This window comes from Dyella sp. 01L423 (assembly GCF_056399945.1).
This window is the reverse complement of sequence record NZ_JBFTSI010000007.1, coordinates 64,316-84,595: the sequence shown is the minus strand read 5'-3', so window position 1 is coordinate 84,595 and position 20,280 is coordinate 64,316. Positions and strand designations below refer to the sequence as shown.

The window sequence follows — 20,280 nt, the reverse complement described above, 5'->3', positions numbered from 1 at the left end:
AGAGCTGATTTCGAACCACGATGAGGTACCCCATGCGACAAAGGACACTCGGCCGTCATACGGCGGCGCGCGGTTTCACCCTGCTGGAAATGCTGGCGGTGATCGTGCTGATCGGCATCATCGGCGCGGTGGTGGTGACCCAGGTCGGCAAGAATGTCGACAAGGGCAAGTACGGTGCGGGCAAGGCCCAGCTCACCACGCTGAGCCAGAAGATCGAGAACTACGCGCTGGACAACGGCGCGCCGCCGCAGCAGCTGCAGGACCTGATGGTGAAGCCCGCCAACGCGCGCAACTGGCAGGGGCCGTATGCGAAGGAATCGGAGCTGCACGATCCGTGGGGCCATGAGTTTGGCTACAAGGCGCCCGGCGATCACGGTGCGTTCGACCTGATCTTCTACGGCCAGGACGGCAAGCCCGGCGGCGATGGTTACAGCGCTGACGTGGGCAACTGGCAGTAGGCATGCGAGGGATATCGCCACGCACGTCAACCCACCGCATCTCGCATGCGGCGCGTGGCTTTACCCTGCTCGAAATGCTGGCCGTGATTCTGCTGATCGGCATCGCGGCGGCCGCCGTCGCGGTGTCGGTGACGCAGGGCTTGGCCAGTGCGCGTGTCAATGCCGCCAGCGGTGAACTCGCGGCTGCGCTGCGCGGTGTACGCACGCAAGCCATCGTGCACGGCAACGAACACACCTTCGATGTCGATACGCGCGACAACACCTATCGCGCGGACAACGGCCCCAGCGTGCGGCTGCCCTCGGGCATGAAGCTGGGCATCACCAGTGCGAAGGAAGACCAGGTCAACAGCTACACCGGTCGCATCCGCTTCTTCCCCGATGGCAGCTCCACCGGCGCCCACATCACGCTGCAGCGCGAACGGCGCCAATGGCGCGTCAATGTGTCGTGGCTCACCGGCGCCGTCAGCGTGGCCGATGTGAGTGCGAAGCGATGAAGCGGCACGCGCGCGGCTTCAGTCTGCTCGAAGTCGTGGCGGCGACCTTGCTGTTGGCGATCGCGTTCACGGCCTTGCTCAAGGTGGCGGGAGGTTCGATCCAACTCACCCGCAACGCCGACGATCACAGCCAGGCTGCGATGTGGGCGCGCTCACTGCTCGATACCGTGGACATCACCACGCCCCTGCAGGCGGGCAGCACCGAAGGGCGCTTCGACGCGAACTATCGCTGGCGTCTGGTGGTGACGCCGTGGAGCCCGGCACCCATCGGACAGAACATCCCCGTGCGCGTGATGAAGCTCGACCTCGATGTGATCTGGGGTCCGTCGCTGCGCCCGCGTTCGGCGCATTTCAGCACGTTGCGTGTGCTCGGTCCGACGAGGACGTCATGAAGCATCACGCTGTCGATCGTGCGCGCGGTTTCACTTTGCTGGAGGTGCTCGGCGCATTGGCGCTGTTCGCCATCCTGCTGCTGGGCGTCTATTCCGGCGTGCGCACGGCCACGCATACCGTGCGCTCCGGCGAGGCCTCGATCGAGCGCATGGACGAAGTGCGTTCGGCACAACAGTTCCTTCGGCGCGAACTGGCGCAGGCGCGCGCCGTACCGCTGGCGCACACCGACAAGGGCGATCCGCTCTATTTCAAAGGCGACGCGCGCGAGCTCAAATTCGTTGCGCCGCTGCCGGGCTATCTCGGCAAGCTCGGACCGCAGTTGCAACAGCTGAAGCTGGTGGATAACAGCGACGGCACCTCGCGGCTGGAAGCAAGTTTTGCGGTAATGCCGCCGGATGGCAGCGCGCCCAAGCCGGTGGGCGATCCCGAGGTGCTGGTGGATCACATCCGCGGCGGCAAATTCAGTTATCGCTCGGCCGATGCACAGGATCGCGCCGGACAGTGGAGCGACGAGTGGGACGACACGCGCGCCATGCCGCGCATCGTGCGCGTCGCCCTGCAACTGGATGGCACCACCGCGTGGCCCTTGCTCGATGCGCCGATCCGTGTCGACGTCACGGCCGTGCAAGGGCAGGCGGTGGATCTGCTGCAAGGCCTGCAGCGGCGGACGACGCAATGAGCGCATCTATCAAGTGCCAGCGCGGTGTGGCTTTGCTCGTGGTGCTATGGGCGTGCACGCTGCTGGCCATCCTGGTGGGTGGCTATGCGATGTTGGCGCGCACCGAAGGCCTGCAGGCGCGTTATCAGTTCGCGCAGACACAGGCGCATTACGCAGCGGAAGCAGGTGTGATGCGTGCCATCTATGCCTTGCAGGATCCGCAGCAGGACCAGCGTTGGGTGCCGGACGGCCGCAATTGTCCGTTTGCGTTTGACGGCGCCAAGGTCAGCGTCAGCATCGTCAGTGAAACAGGCAAGGTCGATCTCAACGCGGCCACGCCGGATGTCTTGCAGAACTTCTTCCGTGCCGCTGGCATGTCCGACATGGACGCGCAATCGCTTGCGCGCAATATCGTGGACTGGCGCAGCTTTTCGTATTCACCGGTGGGCACGGTACCCAATGCCGCCTATGCCAATGCCGGGCTGGACTATGGTCCCCGGCACGGGCCGTTCGGCACCGTCGAGGAGTTGCAGATGGTGCTGGGCATGACTCCCAAGACGTATCGCGCGGTGGCCTCGCAGGTCACGCTGTGGTCGGGCCGCCCTTCGCCCGATCCGCAGACCGCGCCCGCGCTGGCCCTGGCCGCCGTGCCCGGGATGACGCCGCAGCAGGCCCAGGCCATTGCCGGGTCCCGCGGTGCGGGCCCGCAACAGCAGGGCCTAGCCGCTATACAGGGAGTAACGCATAGTATTCGTGCGGAGGCCACGCTGGCTGACGGTACGCGCGCGATCCTGCGCGCCACGGTGCGATTACAGGGCATCCGCCCGGGCGCATTGCCGTATACCGTGCTGCGTTGGCAGGAGGGAGAGGGCGAGTGAATACGACAACGCAGCCGCTGCAGTTGCAGTTCGATCGCGCACGCCGTGCGTGGCGTGGCTCGCCCATGCCGCGTTTTTTTGCGTGGTGGGCCAGTGAGCTGCAGGGTTTGTTGCCGGCGTCTTGGCGCAGCCGCTTTGGCGGCGGCCTGGCCTGGCATGTGTTGCAGTTGGAAGGCGACGAATGGGCGGTGCGCAAGGCCGGAAGCAGCCACGTCCTGGCACGCTGGAGCAGCCAGCTCGATCCGGCCAGCCAGCAAGTAGCGCTGGCCGATGCACTGCGCGGCGTCGATGCCGAAGATCTGCGCATGGCGCTGTGCCTGGATCCCACCCACGTGCTTCGCCCGCGCCTGAACCTGCCGCTGGCTGCCCGCGACAACCTTCCGCAGATCGGCGCATTCGAGATGGATCGGCAAACGCCGTTCCGCGTCGAACAAGTGCGCTACGACGTGCGCGAAGTGCGCGCCCCTGCACCGCCGGGGCGTTTCGCCGCCGAACTGGTGGTGGTACCGCGACAGACGCTGGATCCGGTGCTGGCGAAACTCGCCGCGTCGGGCCTGCAAGTGGACGCGGTGGATGTGTCGTTCGGCGCCGACCGTCTTGGCGCCAACCTGCTGCCGGCGGAACTCGCCTTGCGCCGCAAACATCCGCGGCAACGACTGAATCTCGCGTTGGGCGCTGCAGCCATCGTGCTGTTGCTGCTGTCCTTGCTGCAGTTTGTGCATAACCGCGCCAGCGCACTGGATCAAATGCGCAGCGAAGTGGAAGCGATGCGCGCGGATGCGCAGCAGGTGGCCGGGCTGCGCCAGCAATTGCAGGACAACGCCGGCGCCGCCGGTTTTCTTGCCGAACGCAAGAAACGCACGGTTTCGGCGCTCGGCGTCCTGCAGGACATCAGCCAGCGACTGCCCACCACGGCATGGCTGGAGCGCCTGAGCATCGACAACAGCGGCCAGGTCGGTTTCCAAGGCCAGAGCCCGCAGGCGGCGCGCCTGGTGGATGCACTGAAGGGATCGCCCGTCATCACCGATGCGAACTTCCAGGGCACCATCCAGGTCGATCCTTCGACAGGCAAGGAGCGCTTCTACATGGTGGCGCAACTGCGCAAGCCCAACGACGCCAAGCCCAAGGCGCCTGCCGCTGCCGGGAGCGCGCCATGAAGCTGACCGCACTCAAGCCGCGCGAGAGTCGCATCGCTGCATTGCTCTTGCTGCTGGTCGTACTGGTTATCGCATACTTCGCGCTGCTGCACTGGTGGTTCGTCGCGCCGTTGCAATCGATCCATGCCGAGATGGACGACCTGCGCGACACGCATGCGCGCTATGCCGCCGCCATCGCGGAGAAGCCACAGCTGCAACAACGCATCGCCGCGATGGGTGCAGGGCAGGCCGCCAGTCACGCGTTTCTGCCGGAAGATGATTCGAACGCCGCTGCTGCCGGCCTGATGCAGCGCGTGGTCGATGCGGTGGCCTCGCACCCACAAGGCGGCTCGTGCGACGTCACCGCAAAAATGCCGGTGACCAATCCACCTGCCGCGCCCGACGAGCCGTATCGCAAAGTGGCGGTGAGCATCACCCTGCGCTGCGATGTGCAGCCGCTGGCCGAAACGCTGCACGATCTCGAGCAGGGCACACCGTACCTGTTCGTCGATGACCTGAGCATCTATCGCAATCCGGTGGCCGCGATGCAGCAGGCCGCCGCGCCGCTCGAGGTGCAGTTCACCTTGTCCGGCTATGTGCGCCAGCCGCGCGCCGCCGCCACGGGCGACACGCAGGGAGCGGCGCCATGAACGCCGCCGCCCAACGTCGCCTGACGCCCGTGCTCGGCACCGTGGCCGTGCTGTTCGGCGCGCTGCTGCTGGTCTTGCTGGCCGGTGTGGGACGCGGCGTGTCATGGGGCGCGGAGCGCCCCGCAGCGCCGCTGCCGCCGACACACGACCAGGGCCTGCCGCCGCCCGTGCCGCTCGCGCAGTTTTCCGCCGTGTGGACGCAGCCGCTCTTCAGCAACGACCGCAAGCCGACGATGCATGCCGCCGCCGGTGGCGCGAGCCTGGGCGACATGCAGCTCACCGGCATCATCCTCACCCCGCCGCTGCACATGGCACTGCTGCGCGACAAGAGCGGCGAGCACGAAGTACGCGTGCGCCAGGGCGAGGCACTGCCCGATGGCAGCTGGCGGCTGGTCGAGCTCAAGCCGCGCTCGGCCGTGTTCGAATCGGGCACCGGCCGCACTGAGCTGCAATTGCCCGCCGGTGCGCCGATCGACATGCCCAAGGCCGACGGCAATGCGCCGCCGGCCCCGCCACCGCAAGCCGGCATGGCCGTCGGCCCGGTGCCGGCGCCGCAAAGCGGACCGATGTTCAATACCGCCAACCCGGCGAATACGCCCAATCCTGCCTTGCAGTCGCCCAACGGGGTGGACTCGCAGGCCGACCGCATTCGTCTGTTGAAAGAAGCCATCCAGAAGCGCCGCGCCCAACAGCAGGCGGCGACCCCCGAGGGAGCCCATTAACGCCATGTCCATCCAGCGCACGTCGCGGTTGACCCGCATCAGTACGCTCACCCTGGCCCTGTGGCTGGCCGGTTGTCAGACCCTGCCGCAGGCGCAGGACGACGGTGCCTTGCAGCGCGAGGCGATGGCGGGCACCGAAAAACCGGTGCCGGCGCCGCTGCCGTTGAACACCCACAACGGCGCCGTGGACCAGAGCGTCACGCCCAAGCCGCAACTGAGCGAAGGCAGCGGCCAGTTCGTGCGCGCCACCGGGCTGGCGCAACCGCGCAAGGCCGCCAGTGGTGACGGCGCGGTGACGTTCAACTTCGAAAACCAGCCGGTGCAAGCGGTGGTGAAGGCCATCCTCGGCGACCTGCTCAAACAGAACTACACCATCGTGCCGGGCGTGCAGGGCAATGTGTCCTTCTCCACCTCCGAGCCGGTGGACAGCAGCCAGGCGATTCCGATCCTGGAAACGCTGTTGTCGTGGACCAACAACGCGCTGGTGATGCGCGATGGTCAGTACGTAGTGATGCCGGCGAAAGACGCCGCAGGCGGCAATCTCGTACCCAGCCTCAACGCGGTGGCGCCGCAAGGTGGCCTGCAGGCGCGCTTGTTTCCCTTGCGCTTTATCTCGGCGACCGAGATGCAGAAGCTGATCAAGCCGTTCGCGCGCACCGACGCGGTGCTGCTGGCCGATCCCTCGCGCAACGTCATCGTGATCTCCGGCACCACGGCGGAACTCGACAACTACCAGCGCACCATCCACACCTTCGACGTCGACTGGCTGCGCGGCATGTCGGTGGGCGTGTTCAGTCTGCAGCACGCCAATGTGAGCGAGCTGGGCGGGCAGCTCGATCAGATGTTCGGCCCCAAGGGCGACACGCCGCTGGCCGGCATGGTGCGCTTCCTGCCGATCGAACGCACGAATGCCATCGTGGTGATCAGCAGCCAGCCGCAGTATCTGCAGGAAGTGGGTGACTGGATCACCAAGATCGACCGCGGCGGCGGCAATGAGCCGGAGCTGTTTGTGTACGACGTGCGCAATCTGAAGGCGTCGGACCTGGCGCAGTACCTTGGGCAGATCTACACCAATGGCGGCGGCGCGGGCGGCAATGCCGGCAAGGTCGGACCCGGTCTCACGGGTTCCACGCTGGGCACCGACAACGGCAACGCCAGCGGCATGGGCAGCACCGCGGGCAGCTTCGGCAGCAGCACGCCGTCGGTCAACGGCGTGGGCGGCGGGTTCGGTAACGCCGGTGGCTTGGGCAGTACGGGAACGACCGGCACTCCCGGCACCACCGGCGGCTTCGGCACGACGGGAACCGGTACGAGCGGCGGTTTCGGGAGCACCGGCGGCAGTGCGGCGGGCGGCCTGTCGTCGTTCGGTGCCAGCAACAACCCCGGCGGCAGCAACAGCGCCGGCCAGCAGTACGTGTCCGAAGACGGCAGCATCCGCATCAGCTCGGTCGATTCGAACAACCAGCTGATCGTGCGCGCCCGTCCTTCGCAGTGGAAGGAGATCGAACAGGCCATCAAGCGTCTGGACAATGTGCCGCTGCAGGTGCAGATCGAGATGCGCATCCTCGAGGTCGATCTGACGGGTGATTTGCAGTTCGGTGTGCAGTGGTATCTGCAGGGCCTGGCCAATAGCACGCCCATCGCGGGCGGCGGCGGCGCGGTGACGCCGGGTTATCCTGGCGCGCATCGCCAGATTGCACTTGGCAACGGCGGCAACCAATACAACACCGCCGACTCGCTGTTTTATTCGTTCCTGAGCAGCAACGGCAAATTCCAGGTCGCGATCCAGGCGCTGGAAACCAGCAGCAACAGCAAGACGCTGTCGGCACCGTCGATGGTGGTGCTTAACAATCAGGTGGCGCATATCCAGGTGGGCGATCAGATTCCGATCAACCAGACGTCCATCGTCACGGGTCTGAACACCACCGGTTCCACCGCCACCAGCGTGAGCTACATACCCACGGGCGTGATCTTGGATGTGCAGCCGCGCGTCAATCCGGGTGGGTTGGTCTATCTCAACGTGCAGCAGCAAGTGAGCAGCATCGTGCCCAATTCGACCAACTCGCAGGGCAACTCGACGATCCAGCAGCGCGCCGTGGGTACGCAGATTGCGGTGCAGAGTGGACAGACCGTGTTGCTTGGCGGGTTGATCCAGCAGAACGAGAGCGTTACCGACAACGGCATCCCCGGTCTCAACCGCATCCCGTGGGTTGGCCGTCTGTTTGGTACCACCGACCACAGCCGCAACCGAACCGAGCTCATCGTGCTGATCACGCCGCGCGTGATCACCAGCAGTGAAGAGGCCAAGCAGGTGACGGACGAATACCAGCGGAAGTTTGAGTCGTTGGCGCCGTTGCGGGCGACGGGTGGGGCGGCGGCGGGTTCTGGAACGGGGGCAACGAGTACGACGGCGCATCCGTAAACGGGCGGTGTCGCCGAGAGTCTTTTTTGTAGGAGCGCACTTGTGCGCGACCAACCTACGAAGCAGTACATCCCAGCATTACGGTCGCGCACAAGTGCGCTCCTACAGAGGTTTGCGCGCGCCAGGGGGGCGCCGATGCAGGTCGCGGATCGCAAATCGTAGGGGCGCACCCTGTGCGCGACAAACCTACGGAGCGGTACACCCCGGCGTGGCGGTCGCGTACAGCGTGTGTTCCCGCAGACAAGCAGGTGCAACGGAAGTGACGTCTCTAAGTCGCTTTCGTCGTGACGCGTTGAGCAAACACCGGCTCTTCTCCCGAAGGAGAGGAACAGGGACAGCACCGCGAGCCCATCAGTGCGTCGACGCAGCCGGCGCCGGTGCGCGATGACCTTGCTGCATCGACTTCACGTAGTCGACCACGTCCTGCTTGGACACCACGCCGCGATGCTCTTTGTCGATCGCATCGAAATGCGCGCGGATAAACGGCACGGGGCCTTTCTCGGCCTCTTCCTTGGTCAACAGGCCGTCCTTGTTCTTGTCCGCGATGTCGAAGTTCTTCAGCCGGTTTTGGGCGTCGTTGGCGATATTGCCCAGGCCCGATTGCGCTTGGGCGGCCGTGGCGGCGAAGGCGGCAAGGGCGGCGATGATCAGAACGGTCTGGCGCATGGCGTAACTCTCTCCCTGAATGACGGGCGGAGTATGTCACCGGGAATGTGAGTGGTTCGTTCGGGCGACCGCCCGATGTGGCGTCGTCGCAGCAGCTCTTGTGGGAGGGCACCCTGTGCGCGACGCGCCCCGCGGCTGGCAAGGATCGTCGCGCACAGGGTGCCCTCCCACAGGGGAGATCTAGGCGCTGAAATCGAGGGTGTTGGTGAGATCGCCGGGCGGAGGGCCGCCGGCGGCTACCATCGCTTGCTCGCGCATGCCCAGGCCGGGCAGTTTTTCCAGGCCGAAGCGGCGGGTGAGGAAGCGCGCGATGGAGCCGGTGTCGTAAATCGTGTGGTCGACGTGGCCCTTCTTGGCGTACGGCGACACTACGATGGCGGGGACGCGTGAACCCGGTCCCCAGCGATCGCCCTTGGGCGGTGCGACGTGATCCCACCAGCCGCCGTTTTCGTCGACGGTGATCACCACCATGGTGTGCTTCCACGCGGGCGATTTCTGCAGCGCGTCGACGATGGCCATGACGTGGCGATCGCCGGTATCCACATCCGAGTAACCGGCGTGCATGTTCAAATCGCCCTGCGGCTTGTAGAAGCTCACGGCGGGCAGGCGATTGGCTTCGATGTCCGCCAGGAAGCGATTGGTCTTGGAGGTTTCGCCCACGCCGCCATCGCGTAAATGCTTGGTGCGTGCTTCAGTGCCGGGCGCGAAGCTCTTGAAGTAGTTCAGCGGCTGATGGTGGATCTGGAAATTCGGGCGTTGCGGGAACAGGTGTTCGTCGCCATCGCCCTTGCCGTCGAGTGCCAGCTGCCACGCGCCTGCATACCACGCCCACTCGACGCCGGCGGCGGAAAGCACGTCGCCGATGTTCTTGTGCGCTTGCGGCGGCAGCGTGTTCGGGCTGTCTTCGGAGGCCAGCAACGGATTCGTGCCGGACTGCGTGCTGGTCGGCTGATACGGCGGCATCATGGTGTTCACGGCCCAGAAGTCGGGTGTGAGCTGGCTGCGCGAAGCGTACTTCGGCTTGCCGTCCATCGCGCTGCGCGGCGAATCTTCGGCAAGCTTCAAGCGCGTATCGTCCGGCTTGCCGCTTTCGGTCACCGCAATGTTGAACTGTGCGGGGCTCTTGTCCGCTTTCGGATAGAACGGCGGCTGTGCTGCCACCAGGTACTGGTGATTGAGGAAAGAGCCGCCAAACGTTCCCATGAACCAGTTGTCGCACAGCGTGTACTGTCGCGCGAGCTGCCACAGGCGCAGGTTCGAGGCGCTGTCGTCGTAGTGGCCCATTACCATCGCGCCGGTGTCACCCCAGGCGACGAAGCCGTCGTTCTTGCCCCCGTTGATCTGTCGCTGGTTGTCGTAGAACGCATGCACCAGGTCGCGCGTCACCACGCCATGCGGCAACGGTTCGCCATCGCCCGTGCGCAATGCCCAAGGGGCGTTCGGCAGGCCGGTGAGGTGTTCCTGCATCACCTGGTATTCGCGGTGATTCACGGTCTGCTTGTGCGGCGCCAGACCGTGCCAGATCGGAGGCAACTGCTTCAGCACGGCGCCGTCGCGATCGCGTTGCAGGTATTGCTCGGGCTTCAGTGCACTGAGCGGCTGTTCGACACCAGGAAAATCCGCGAACAGATTGTTGAAGCTGCGGTTCTCCAGATAGATCACCACGACCTGCTGGATTTCCTTGCGCAGCACGGCGTCGATGGCAGCGGGCGCCACAGGCGACGCAGACGGCTTGGCGGCAGCAGCCAGCCCCTCAGTACCGCCAAGCGCGAGCGCGGCGCCACCTAGCGCGATGCCACCCAGCAGGCGGCGTCGCGAGGGGTCTTGCGGTGTTTCGTCAGTGGATTCCGGGGAAGGCGGGGAAGGCTGTTTGGTCACGGTGCGGCATCGTCGTAGAAGCGGGTCAGATCGGCCTTGGTTTGCTGCAAGGACGTCTGGTCAAGATAAATCATGTGACCCGAAGGATAGAAACCGAACGTGACGTTTTTGCGTTCGGCTGCCTCCAGTCCCAGGTGCGTGAGGTCGAACTCCGTTGCGTAGAACGGCGTGGCCAGATCGTAATAGCCGTTCGCCGAGAACACTTTCAGGTGCGGATTGCGACGCATCGCATCGCCCAGGTCGTCGCCCACATAGGTGGCCTGCAGCCAGCCGCCGTTCTTCTTGCGCTTCCAGTCCCAGTTCTTGCCGATTGCGCCGTAGTTGTTGGGCAGGTAGGCACGGTCTTCGGTGAACTTCAATTCCGTAGCAGCGTACTGGTTGAACACGGCCACGTAAGCGCCGGTGATCGCATCGCTGGCGGTGTCGCCGTCAGGCGTTTCGCCGGCGGCGTCCGGATCGATACCCTGGAAACGGCCATCCAGACGTCCCACCGTGAGGCGCTCGTTGCGCAACAGCTCCTTGCGGAAGCGGCTGGGACTCACGCGCAGGTTCGCTTCCTTGATGTACTGCGGCGACAGGCCGAGATAGCGGCTCATCTGGCTGGCCACGCGATCGGCCTCCGCCGGATCGATGGCGTCGCCCTTGGCCAATGCCAGGGTGTAATCGCCCGAAGCGAAGCGGCGGACCTCGGCGAGGAAGGTGGCGATATCGGCCGGCTTGTTCGGCACCTTGTTGTGGTACCAGGCGATCGCTGCTTCAGTCGGCAGGTTCACGATGTAGCCGTGATCGATGCCCGGCGCCGCCACGGAGAAATCGAGAATCGACGACATCAGCACGACGCCGTTGAATTCCATGCCCGCCTCCTGCAGCGACTTCACCAGCACGGCGGAACGCGTGGTGCCATAGCTCTCGCCGAACAGGAATTTCGGAGAATTCCAGCGGTTGTTGACGCTGACATAGCGCGTGATGAACTTGGTGAATGCCTCGGCATCCTGGTCCACGCCCCACACGTCCTTACCCTCGGTCTTGCCGGCAAGCTGCGAGTAACCCGTGCCCGGCGCATCGATGAAGACCAGGTCAGTCTTGTCGAGCAGGCTCTGCTCGTTCGGCACCCAGCGGTACGGCGCGGGCGGAATCGGCTTGTCGCCATCGTTCGCCACGCGCACCGGTCCGAACGAGCCCATGTGCAGCCACATGGACGACGAACCCGGGCCGCCGTTGTAGAAGAACGTGACCGGGCGCTTGCTGTTCTTGCCGCCGTCGGCCGTGTAAGCGACATAGAAGAAACTCACCGTCGGCTTGCCCTTGTCGTCGCGGATGGTGAGGCGACCGGCGGTGGCGGTGTAGCTGATGGTGCGGTTGCCCACGCGCACGCTGTGCTTGGTCACCACGCTGCGCTCGGGCGGCGTGGGCTGCGCGTTTTCGTCGGCGTTCTTGTCTTTGTCCTTGTCGCCGTGTTCGGACTTGGGCGTGTCCTTGGGCGCGTCGGCCGCGTGCAGTGGCAGGGTGCCCAAGGCGAGAGTGATGGCGAAGGCGAGCGAAGCGAGAGAGTGCGAGCGCATGCTGATCATTTCCTTAAAGGACTTTCCTCACCGTCATCCCTGCAATAGCAGGGATCCAGTGACTTTGGGTTAGGCAAGAAAGGCCCTGGATCCCTGCTTTCGCAGGGATGACGGGAGTGAAGGGTTGAAGGACAGCCCGCATCACGAATGCGTGGTGGCGTCGTAATAGCGCGCCAGGTCGCCCTTGAGCTGCTGCAGCGCTTCGGTGTTGAGGTAAATCATGTGGCCCGACGGGTAGTACAGAAAATGCACATTGCCACGCAGCGACGGCTCCAGGTTCATGTGCGAAATGTCGTACTCGGTGTTGAAGAACGGCGTAGCGAAGTCGTAGTAGCCGTTCACCGATAGCAGCTGCAGATGCGGGTTGGTGCGCATCGCGTGAGCCAGGTCACCAGCGACGTAGGCCATCAGCAGCGGACGCTTGATGCCGGCCGCCTGGTGCTTCCAGTCCCACGACTTGTTGATGTCGCCGAAGGTCGGGCGGTAGTCCAGGTCGCTGTGGTAGTTGAGCTGGTTGACGATGTAATCGTTGAACGCAGTGACGAAGGCACCGCTGATGCCGGTGTCCGACGCGTCGTAGTCGGGCACTTCGCCGGCAGCGTCTTCATCCACGCCTTCGAAGCGTGCATCGTAGCGGCCGATGGTGCGGCGTTCGTTGCGCAGCAGTTCCTTGCGGAAGCGCGACGGGTCCACGCGCAGGTTGGATTCCTTGATGTACTCCACCGACAGGCCGGTATACGCCGCCAGCTGGCGCGCCACGGCGTCGGCTTCGGTAGGCGAAATGTCCTGGCCCTTGGCGAGTGCGCTTGCGTACGGCCCGCTGGCGAAGGCGCGCGCCTGATCGATGTAGGTCTTCAGATCGGCGGGCTTATTGGCCAGCTTGTTGTGGTACCACGCGGCCGCCGCATAGCTCGGCACGTAGCCGATATACATCTCGTCATAGCCCGGCATGCGCATGCCGTAGTTGAGGATCGAGGACATGATGATCACGCCGTTGAACGACATGCCCTTGTCCTGCAGCGCATCCACCAGCGCGCCGGAGCGCGTGGTGCCGTAGCTCTCGCCGTAGAGGAACTTGGGCGAATTCCAGCGGTTGTTGATGGTCACGTAGCGCTGGATGGCGCGCGAGAACGCAGACACATCCTGGTCCACGCCCCAGAAATCCTTGCCTTCGGCCTTGCCGAGGGGGCGCGAATAGCCGGTGCCCACGGCGTCGATAAACACCAGGTCGGTCTTGTCGAGCAGGCTGTCGCTATTGGAAACCAGCTTGTACGGCGCCGGCGCGGTGGCAGCGGGGCTGTCGGTGGCGATGCGTACCGGGCCGAACGAGCCCATGTGCAGCCACATCGAAGACGAACCCGGGCCGCCGTTGTAGAGGAAGGTGACCGGCCGCTTCTCAGCCTTGCCGTCCACCGTATAAGCCACGTAGAACACGCTGGCCTGCGGCTCGCCCTTGTCGTCGCGGATGATCACCGTACCGGCGGTGGCGGTGTAGGACACCGAGTGGCCGTTGATGCTCACGCTGTGCTTGGTGCGCACCGCGGTCTCGGTGCTGGGCGCCTGGACTTCGTCGTCCTTGCTGGCGGCCTTTTTGTCTTTGTCGGGCGGCGCGTCCTTGGCCAGCGTCATGGAACAAGGCAGCAGCACAAGGCTGCCGGCCAACAGCAAGGTCAAAAGGCGGCGCATGCAATTCCCCGGGGATTGGATCGATGTAAGCCCCGAGTATGCGTATCGCGGTCAGGCGGCGACCGTGACAAAAGTACTGGTCGGCTTACTTTTCGCTGACGGGCTGCAGGTAGGATTTGCGCAGGATCATGCGCAAGGAGGGGCACGATGAATCTAAGGCCGGTATCGCTCTTGTCGTTGGCGATGGGCTTTTTCGCCATCGCACCGAGCCACGCACTCGACAGCGACCTGGAGAGAGTCGCCGTGTCCTGTCCTGCTGCAGCGGCATGGATTAGTGCGCATCGGTCGCCACACCCTGGACAGCGTGATCCAGATCACACTTTCTCCAACCCTGCTTTGCGAGCGGCACTGCGTCAGCGCGCCGATAGCGATCAGCGGGCAAGAGACGTCTGGATGGCTTCGGGCCTGCGCACGGATAGCAAGGAGGCCGAAGCGACCCGGCAGCTCGATGCCTCGAACACCGCCTGGCTGAAGCACGAGATCGCACGCTCAGGCTTTCCCGTGCCCGCACAGGTGGGCGCGCAAGGAGTCAGCGATGCGTGGTTACTCGTGCAGCATGCCGACGGGGACCCCGACTTTCAGGCGAAGGTGCTTGGCATGCTGGAACCACGCGTCTTGGAGGGCAGCATCCCCGCGTCGGACTACGCCATGCTGGTGGATCGTGTGCGCCTCAACCGGGGCAAACCGCAGCGCTATGGCACGCAGTTCGGGAGTGATCCGGAGCGAGCCGGCGAAATCCGGCTCGCTCCGGTGGAAGACGAAGCGCATCTCGACCAACGACGCGCCCACATGGGTCTGATGCCACTACGCGACTACGAATGTGCCTTGCGAGCCACCTATGTCTCAGGGTCGACGCAAAAATAGGAGCTGACGTTGAAGACGATCAGCCTCCGCCTGGCGGCGCATCATGACTTTGGTCGCCAGCTGCGCGGCGTACGGAGAATGGGTACGTCGCCAGGTTTCCAGGCTCGTCCGGAGAGCCTGGGAACCGGGCCATGTGTTGATCAGGACGCAGGCGTGTTGAGGTAGTCCAGCGTCGCTTGCAGCATCGATTCCATGCCGACCTTCAAGGCGCCTTCGTCCATGAAGAATTTCGGCGAATGGTTGGCGGGTGCTTTGAGTGCATCCTGTCCCACCGGCGTGGAGCCCACCCAGAAATACACGCTGGGCACCGTGTTGGCGAAGTAGGCAAAGTCTTCCGACGCCATCCAAGGCTTGGCTTCGATCACGTGATCGTCGCCTATCGCCTTGCCGATGCTTTCGCGCACGCGTGCGGTGAGGGGCGGATTGTTGATCAGCACCGGGTTGCTGTCGCCCACCGGGATCTGCGTCTCCACCGTCGCGCCGTTCGCCGCGGCGATGTGTTGGGCGATATCCTTGAGATTGTCGATGGCCTGCTGGCGCATGCCGCCGTCGAAGGTGCGCAGCGTGCCCTGCAATTCCACCTGATCGGGCACGATGTTGTAGCGCGCGCCCCCTTCGATGATGCCGAAGCTGAGCACAGCCGGGTAGTCGCCGATATTGAGTTTGCGGCTGACGATGGTCTGTGCCGCGCCGATGATCTCCGACGAGGTGACGATGGGATCGACGCCGTTCCACGGCATCGCGCCATGCGTCTGCTTGCCATGCACGACCATCTTGAACCAGTCCGAGCCGGCCATCGCCGGGCCGGGTCGCACGCCGACCGTGCCGACATTGACCGAGCTGACCACGTGCATGCCGAACATGGCGTCGGGCTTGAAGTCGCGGAACACGCCGTCCTTCAGCATCAGCGATGCGCCACCTTGTTCGCCCGCAGGCGCGCCTTCTTCCGCCGGCTGGAACACGAACATCACTTCGCCAGGCAGGTCTTTCTTCATGCCGGCGAGCACAGTGGCAAGGCCAAGCAGCATCGCCGTATGCGCGTCATGTCCACACGCATGCATGACGCCGACCTGCTTGCCGCGATACTCGCCCTTGGCCTTGGAGGCAAACGGAACATCGACGTCTTCAGTGACCGGCAAGGCATCCATATCGGCACGGATGGCGAGTTTCGGCCCGGGCTTGCCGCCCTTGAGGATGGCGACCACGCCGGTATGCGCGATACCGGTGTGCACTTCCAGTCCCAGCTTCTTTAGCTGCGCCGCGACGAGTGCCGACGTGCGCGCCTCACGATTGCCCAATTCCGGATGCTGGTGGATATCGCGACGCCACGCGGTGACCTGCGGCAGCTCGCCTTGTACGAGTTGCGTGGTGTCGGCGGCATGGGCGGTGCCAACAAGGACAGTAGCGAGAGCCAGGGCGAGCGAGGTCAGGCGCATAGGGTGTCTCCACGAAAGGTGTGTCGATCCTAGCGCCTGAGGCTCCTCGTTGTTGTTGTGGGAGCGCACCCTGTGCGCGACTGGCCGAGCGATAGGTTTCGACTGAGTGCGTCGCGCACAGGGTGCGCTCCCACAAGGGAGGGGCGGGTGCCGTGGGCGCCACAAACCCAGTGCTATGCTCATTCCCCGACCATCGAGGCCGATGAGATGCCCGCTGCGAGCTACGTCCATGGTGTCAGTTCCCAGCCGCTGCTCGGCGATACCGTCGGCACGCTGCTCGATCGGATTGCGGCCAGTCATCCGGAGCGTCCGGCGTTAGTCGCGCGGTCCCAGGGCATCCGGCTCGACTATCGGCAGTTTCATGCCGAGGTGGAGCGCGTGGCTGCCGGGCTGATGTCGCTGGGACTGCAGCGCGGCGATCGCGTCGGCATCTGGGCGCCCAACCGCTACGAGTGGGTGGTGCTGCAGTTTGCGGCGCCCAAGCTCGGGCTGATCCTGGTCAACATCAATCCCGCCTACCGCCTGCACGAGCTGGAGTATGCGCTCAACAAGGTGCGCTGCCGGGCGCTGGTCTTGCCGCGCCGTTTCAAGTCTTCGCATTACCTCGACATGTTGCTGGAGCTGGCACCCGAACTGAGCCACGCCCGGGCAGGGCTGCTGCAGTCCGAACGCCTGCCGTCGCTGCGCGAGGTGATCCTGCTCGATGATCAGGCGGCGCCGGGTACGCGTCGTTGGAGCGAGCTGGCCACCTGTGCCGACGAGGCAGCGATGGCGCAGATGCGCGAGGTCGAAAGCCAGCTCAGTTTCGATGACCCGGTGAATATCCAGTTCACTTCCGGCACCACCGGCGCCCCCAAGGGCGCGACGCTTACTCATCACAACATCGTCAACAACGGCTATTTCATCGGCGAGGCGATGCGGCTGACGGAGCTCGATCGCCTGTGCATTCCCGTGCCGTTCTACCACTGCTTCGGCATGGTGCTGGGCAACCTCGCCTGTGTGACGCACGGCGCCTGCATGGTGATACCCGGCGAAGGCTTCGATGTGCTCGCGACGCTGGAAGCCGTGCAGGAGGAGCGCTGCACCGGCCTGCATGGCGTGCCCACGATGTTCATCGCCGAGCTCGAGCATCCGCAGTTCTCACGCTTTGATCTCAGCTCGCTGCGCACCGGCATCATGGCCGGCTCGCCGTGCCCGATCGAAGTGATGCGTCGCGTGGTAAGCGACATGCACATGAGCGAAATCACCATCGCCTACGGCATGACCGAGACCAGCCCGGTGAGTTTCCAGTCCACCACGCAGGACCCGCTGGAGCGCCGCGTGGACAGCGTGGGCCGCATCCATCCGCACGTGGAAGTGAAGTTGCTGGACGAGCGCGGACGCGTCGTGCCCCGTGGCACGGCGGGCGAGCTGTGCACGCGGGGCTACTCGGTGATGCTCGGCTACTGGGAAGACGAAGAACTCACGCGCGAGGCGATCGACGAGGCGCGCTGGATGCACACCGGCGATCTCGCCGTCATCGACGACGAGGGCTACTGCAGCATCGTGGGCCGGCTCAAGGACATGATCATCCGCGGCGGTGAAAATGTTTACCCGCGCGAGATCGAGGAATTCCTCTACACCCATCCCAAGGTGCAGGACGTGCAGGTGTTCGGCGTGCCGGACGAGAAGTTCGGCGAGCAGGTGTGCGCGTGGGTGCGCCTGCGCGATGGATGTGCGTCCAGCGAGGCGGAGATCCAGAGTTATTGCCGCCATCATCTGGCGTATTTCAAGGTGCCGCATTACGTGCGCTTCGTCGACGAGTTTCCGATGACGGTGACGGGTAAGGTGCAGAAGTATTTGATGCGCGAGGCGATGGCTGGAGAATTGGGCCTGCCAATGACGTGAACCCCTGTGGCAGCGCACCCTGTGCGCGACTTCGGCTACAGAGGAACATCGAATCTCCGCGGTCGCGCACAGGGTGGGCTCCCACAGGGTAAGGCAGGCTATTGGCCCCAGCGCACCGCGCGCCGCGACGGCATGCCTTGATGCGCGGTCAACCACGTCGGCACATCATGGGACGGCATGGGATGCGCAATATGAAACCCTTGCGCCTCATCGCAGGCCATGCCCAGCACGCTTTCGTAGATGTGCGAGGTTTCCACCCCTTCCACTACCACGCGAAATCCCATGTTGCGCGCCAGCTCCGCCACCGAGCGAACGATCGCTTCATCATGCTGGCTGGTTCCCATGCCGCGCACGAAGGACTGGTCGATCTTCAGGCTGGTGGCCGGCATCTGCCGCAGTGCCGCCAGATTGCTGTAGCCGGTGCCGAAGTCGTCGATGGCGATGCCGGCGCCGAGTTCGCGGATCGCGGTGAGATGACGGCGGGTGACGGCGCTGTGTTCCATCAACGTGCTTTCGGTGAATTCGAGCTCCAGTGCATCGAGGCCGATCTTGTGCCGCTCGGCGACGCCGCGCAGACGGCCGACCAGGTCGGCGTCCAGGTCGCTGCTGGAAACATTGAGCGACAACTTGATGTCGTGCCCGTCGCGACGCCAGGCGGCGAGCTGCGCGAGGCTATGCTCCATGACCCATTGCGTCAGCGAGTGCATCAGGCCCGCGCGTTCGGCAAGCGCCACGAAGTGCGCGGGAGGAATCGAGCCAAGCGTGGGATGGTGCCAGCGCGCCAGCGCTTCCACCGCCACGCAACGGCCGGTGTCCAGGTCCACGCGGGGTTGGTAATGCAGATCGAGTTCGGCCCGCTCGTTAAGCGCGGCCGCCAATTCGGTGACCAGCAGGAATTCCTGTCGCTGCTGTTCGTCCTGCATGCGGTTGTACACCGCCCAGCCGCGCGGACTCTGCTGCGCGGCATGCGAGGCATTCATCACCAGGCGCAATGGATCGCCGCCGCGCAGCTCGTTCGCATGGATCTTGAGCAGCCCGACACCCGGCTGGATCGTCAGCGGTATGCCCAGGCAATCAAAGGGGCGACGCAGACGCGCCACCAGATCGTCGAGGCGTGTGCTGTCGTCCAGCAGATGGTGATCGGGAAGCACAGCAGCAAATCGCGTCGCGCCCACCTGATAGAGCCGCGTCTGGGGCGGCATCCATTCGATCGTGCGCGCAGCGACGGCGCGCATCAGCTCATCGGCGTAAGCGTGGCCCATGGCACGGATGAAGGCGTTGAAACGCTGCACCGGCGCCACATCGATCGCGATCACCCATGCATGCGGCACGCCCTCGTGCAGGTGGTTTCGCAGATCGTCGAAGAATGCGTAACGATGTGGCAGCTGGGTGATCGGATCGGTACGTCCGAGATAGCTGCGCAACACCACGCCGGCGCCGATCAGCGAGGCGGCGTCGAGCAAGCTGGCCTGCTCGCTCTCGTTGAGCTCGGTGCGCGGCTGCGAGTCCATCACGCACAGTGCACCGATGTGCTGGCCGGTGAGCGTGAAGACTGGTTCGCTGGCAAAGAAGCGGATCGGTCCGAGACCCGTGGTCAACGGTAGCGCGTCGTCGTGCAGGCGTTCATCGGCAAGCGCATCGAGCACCACCTGCGATGCGAGGCTGCGTGCCGCCTGCAGCAACAACGGATGCAAGGCGCGCGGCCCGCCGGACGGCAAGGCGTTGCCATCGGCAAACCAGTAAGCCGCACCGCTGTTGAGCACCAGCGCCACCTGTGGAACGCCGAGCGTGCGCGTCAGCAGGCGCACCACGGCATCGAAACCGGGCACAGCCAGATTCTCCGCCGAATCGGCGGCTTGCTCTGGGGACGTTTCCACGGCAGGCGGTGTCAGCTGATGCCCAGCCGCGATCTGCCCCGGACCCCATCCCGCGGTCGTGCGCATCGCAGATTGCCCCCTAAGGACTGGTGTCCCGATATGCCGGCGAGGCTACTCCAGCCGCTCCGCGAATCGCAATCCGTCAAATAGTGGTACGGCTGTTTGGAGTGCTGGTGCACTTCATGGGCACGACGCCGTGCTTATGGCTTGATGCTGAAATCCACTTCGACCGGATACGGTGCGGGCCTGGCAGGCGGTGGCGGCAGGGTCCAGCTGGCGAAGTGACTTGCCATGCATTGCGCCACCAGTGTCTCGGGCTGCACTGCGATGCGTGAGAGGCGACCGTCGGCCGCGACATCGGCGACCAGGGTGAAGGGCGACTTGTCCGGCGGCTGGGTGGCGGCGAGGCAGCTCTTGTACGCGTCGGTGGTGGCGTTGCCGATGCGGTCCCACATCTGCTTCTGGTAGGCCGGCCCGGTGGCCGCGCCCTCGGCCAGCTTGGCCTGGGTGACGCGTGCGTGGAAATCCGCGCCAGCGTTGGGACTCAGTTGCAGGGCGAGGGCGAGCAGGATCGACATGGCAGTTCCGGCCGATGAGGAGTGGCCACGTTAGC

At 64.7% G+C, this 20,280-nt stretch carries 18 protein-coding genes; 11 read left to right on the top strand and 7 right to left on the bottom strand.

The features are described from left to right. Nucleotides 1–32 precede the first annotated feature (32 nt). Genes gspG through gspD form a run of 9 tightly spaced genes read left to right on the top strand, consistent with a single transcriptional unit; the run spans nt 33 to nt 7,811 of the window. Nucleotides 33–458, top strand: a complete 426-nt coding sequence (gene gspG, locus AC1DMY_RS17750) for a type II secretion system major pseudopilin GspG (protein ID WP_477166192.1) — start codon at nt 33–35, stop codon at nt 456–458. 2 nt (nt 459–460) lie between these two features. Continuing rightward, nucleotides 461–952, top strand: a complete 492-nt coding sequence (locus AC1DMY_RS17745; RefSeq protein ID WP_477166191.1) for a GspH/FimT family pseudopilin — start codon at nt 461–463, stop codon at nt 950–952. Continuing rightward, nucleotides 949–1,344 (top strand): type IV pilus modification PilV family protein, encoded by a 396-nt coding sequence (locus AC1DMY_RS17740; protein WP_477166190.1) that lies wholly within the window; start codon nt 949–951, stop codon nt 1,342–1,344. Before AC1DMY_RS17745 ends, AC1DMY_RS17740 begins: the two co-directional genes overlap by 4 nt. Beyond that, entirely contained in the window at nt 1,341–2,024 is a 684-nt protein-coding gene (locus tag AC1DMY_RS17735) for a prepilin-type N-terminal cleavage/methylation domain-containing protein (RefSeq protein ID WP_477166189.1), read from the top strand. The genes AC1DMY_RS17740 and AC1DMY_RS17735 overlap by 4 nt, the downstream gene beginning before the upstream one ends. Next, nucleotides 2,021–2,881, top strand: a complete 861-nt coding sequence (locus AC1DMY_RS17730; protein WP_477166188.1) for a type II secretion system minor pseudopilin — start codon at nt 2,021–2,023, stop codon at nt 2,879–2,881. Before AC1DMY_RS17735 ends, AC1DMY_RS17730 begins: the two co-directional genes overlap by 4 nt. Further along, nucleotides 2,878–4,038 (top strand): PilN domain-containing protein, encoded by a 1,161-nt coding sequence (locus AC1DMY_RS17725; protein WP_477166187.1) that lies wholly within the window; start codon nt 2,878–2,880, stop codon nt 4,036–4,038. The genes AC1DMY_RS17730 and AC1DMY_RS17725 overlap by 4 nt, the downstream gene beginning before the upstream one ends. Then, complete coding sequence (gene gspM, locus AC1DMY_RS17720; RefSeq protein ID WP_477166186.1) at nt 4,035–4,667, top strand: type II secretion system protein GspM; 633 nt, start codon at nt 4,035–4,037, stop codon at nt 4,665–4,667. Before AC1DMY_RS17725 ends, gspM begins: the two co-directional genes overlap by 4 nt. Further along, a complete protein-coding gene (locus AC1DMY_RS17715) occupies nt 4,664–5,389 on the top strand; it encodes a hypothetical protein (protein WP_477166185.1) in 726 nt (241 codons plus the stop codon). The genes gspM and AC1DMY_RS17715 overlap by 4 nt, the downstream gene beginning before the upstream one ends. Before the next feature lie 4 nt (nt 5,390–5,393). Next, a complete protein-coding gene (gspD, locus tag AC1DMY_RS17710; protein ID WP_477166184.1) occupies nt 5,394–7,811 on the top strand; it encodes a type II secretion system secretin GspD in 2,418 nt (805 codons plus the stop codon). Between the two features lie 351 nt (nt 7,812–8,162). Here the strand turns inward: gspD and AC1DMY_RS17705 are convergent, their stop codons facing one another. The 4 genes from AC1DMY_RS17705 to AC1DMY_RS17690 form a co-directional block, all read right to left on the bottom strand. After that, the gene (locus AC1DMY_RS17705; protein WP_477166183.1) at nt 8,163–8,477 is read right to left on the bottom strand and encodes an EF-hand domain-containing protein; all 315 of its coding nucleotides are present in this window, start codon (nt 8,475–8,477) and stop codon (nt 8,163–8,165) included. Nucleotides 8,478–8,657: 180 nt separating this feature from the next. Continuing rightward, nucleotides 8,658–10,355 (bottom strand): acid phosphatase, encoded by a 1,698-nt coding sequence (gene acpA / locus AC1DMY_RS17700; RefSeq protein ID WP_477166182.1) that lies wholly within the window; start codon nt 10,353–10,355, stop codon nt 8,658–8,660. Continuing rightward, nucleotides 10,352–11,917, bottom strand: a complete 1,566-nt coding sequence (locus tag AC1DMY_RS17695) for a S10 family peptidase (protein WP_477166181.1) — start codon at nt 11,915–11,917, stop codon at nt 10,352–10,354. Before AC1DMY_RS17695 ends, acpA begins: the two co-directional genes overlap by 4 nt. 141 nt (nt 11,918–12,058) lie before the next feature. Next, nucleotides 12,059–13,603, bottom strand: coding sequence for a S10 family peptidase (locus AC1DMY_RS17690; protein ID WP_477166180.1), 1,545 nt, complete (start codon nt 13,601–13,603; stop codon nt 12,059–12,061). 147 nt (nt 13,604–13,750) lie between these two features. On the opposite strand from AC1DMY_RS17690, the gene AC1DMY_RS17685 reads away from it, so the two are divergent. Then, nucleotides 13,751–14,467 (top strand): DUF6624 domain-containing protein, encoded by a 717-nt coding sequence (locus AC1DMY_RS17685; protein ID WP_477166179.1) that lies wholly within the window; start codon nt 13,751–13,753, stop codon nt 14,465–14,467. 140 nt (nt 14,468–14,607) lie between these two features. Here AC1DMY_RS17685 and AC1DMY_RS17680 read toward each other — a convergent pair whose 3' ends face one another. Further along, nucleotides 14,608–15,903 carry an amidohydrolase gene (locus tag AC1DMY_RS17680; protein ID WP_477166178.1) on the bottom strand — a complete coding sequence of 432 codons (1,296 nt, stop codon included), beginning with the start codon at nt 15,901–15,903 and terminating at the stop codon, nt 14,608–14,610. 207 nt (nt 15,904–16,110) lie between these two features. On the opposite strand from AC1DMY_RS17680, the gene AC1DMY_RS17675 reads away from it, so the two are divergent. Continuing rightward, nucleotides 16,111–17,790 carry an AMP-binding protein gene (locus AC1DMY_RS17675; RefSeq protein WP_477166177.1) on the top strand — a complete coding sequence of 560 codons (1,680 nt, stop codon included), beginning with the start codon at nt 16,111–16,113 and terminating at the stop codon, nt 17,788–17,790. Nucleotides 17,791–17,888: 98 nt separating this feature from the next. On the opposite strand, the gene AC1DMY_RS17670 is transcribed toward AC1DMY_RS17675, so the two are convergent. Then, nucleotides 17,889–19,667 carry a putative bifunctional diguanylate cyclase/phosphodiesterase gene (locus AC1DMY_RS17670; RefSeq protein ID WP_477166176.1) on the bottom strand — a complete coding sequence of 593 codons (1,779 nt, stop codon included), beginning with the start codon at nt 19,665–19,667 and terminating at the stop codon, nt 17,889–17,891. Nucleotides 19,668–19,867: 200 nt separating this feature from the next. Continuing rightward, nucleotides 19,868–20,245 (bottom strand): peptidase C13, encoded by a 378-nt coding sequence (locus AC1DMY_RS17665; RefSeq protein WP_477166175.1) that lies wholly within the window; start codon nt 20,243–20,245, stop codon nt 19,868–19,870. Nucleotides 20,246–20,280: the final 35 nt, after the last annotated feature.

Coding starts and splice junctions, on each gene's coding strand:
- gspG (WP_477166192.1), top strand. CDS start 33: ATGCGACAAAGGACACTCGGCCGTCATACGGCGGCGCGCGGTTTCACC.
- AC1DMY_RS17745 (WP_477166191.1), top strand. CDS start 461: ATGCGAGGGATATCGCCACGCACGTCAACCCACCGCATCTCGCATGCG.
- AC1DMY_RS17740 (WP_477166190.1), top strand. CDS start 949: ATGAAGCGGCACGCGCGCGGCTTCAGTCTGCTCGAAGTCGTGGCGGCG.
- AC1DMY_RS17735 (WP_477166189.1), top strand. CDS start 1,341: ATGAAGCATCACGCTGTCGATCGTGCGCGCGGTTTCACTTTGCTGGAG.
- AC1DMY_RS17730 (WP_477166188.1), top strand. CDS start 2,021: ATGAGCGCATCTATCAAGTGCCAGCGCGGTGTGGCTTTGCTCGTGGTG.
- gspM (WP_477166186.1), top strand. CDS start 4,035: ATGAAGCTGACCGCACTCAAGCCGCGCGAGAGTCGCATCGCTGCATTG.
- AC1DMY_RS17715 (WP_477166185.1), top strand. CDS start 4,664: ATGAACGCCGCCGCCCAACGTCGCCTGACGCCCGTGCTCGGCACCGTG.
- gspD (WP_477166184.1), top strand. CDS start 5,394: ATGTCCATCCAGCGCACGTCGCGGTTGACCCGCATCAGTACGCTCACC.
- AC1DMY_RS17705 (WP_477166183.1), bottom strand. CDS start 8,477: ATGCGCCAGACCGTTCTGATCATCGCCGCCCTTGCCGCCTTCGCCGCC.
- AC1DMY_RS17695 (WP_477166181.1), bottom strand. CDS start 11,917: ATGCGCTCGCACTCTCTCGCTTCGCTCGCCTTCGCCATCACTCTCGCC.
- AC1DMY_RS17690 (WP_477166180.1), bottom strand. CDS start 13,603: ATGCGCCGCCTTTTGACCTTGCTGTTGGCCGGCAGCCTTGTGCTGCTG.
- AC1DMY_RS17685 (WP_477166179.1), top strand. CDS start 13,751: ATGAATCTAAGGCCGGTATCGCTCTTGTCGTTGGCGATGGGCTTTTTC.
- AC1DMY_RS17680 (WP_477166178.1), bottom strand. CDS start 15,903: ATGCGCCTGACCTCGCTCGCCCTGGCTCTCGCTACTGTCCTTGTTGGC.
- AC1DMY_RS17675 (WP_477166177.1), top strand. CDS start 16,111: ATGCCCGCTGCGAGCTACGTCCATGGTGTCAGTTCCCAGCCGCTGCTC.
- AC1DMY_RS17665 (WP_477166175.1), bottom strand. CDS start 20,245: ATGTCGATCCTGCTCGCCCTCGCCCTGCAACTGAGTCCCAACGCTGGC.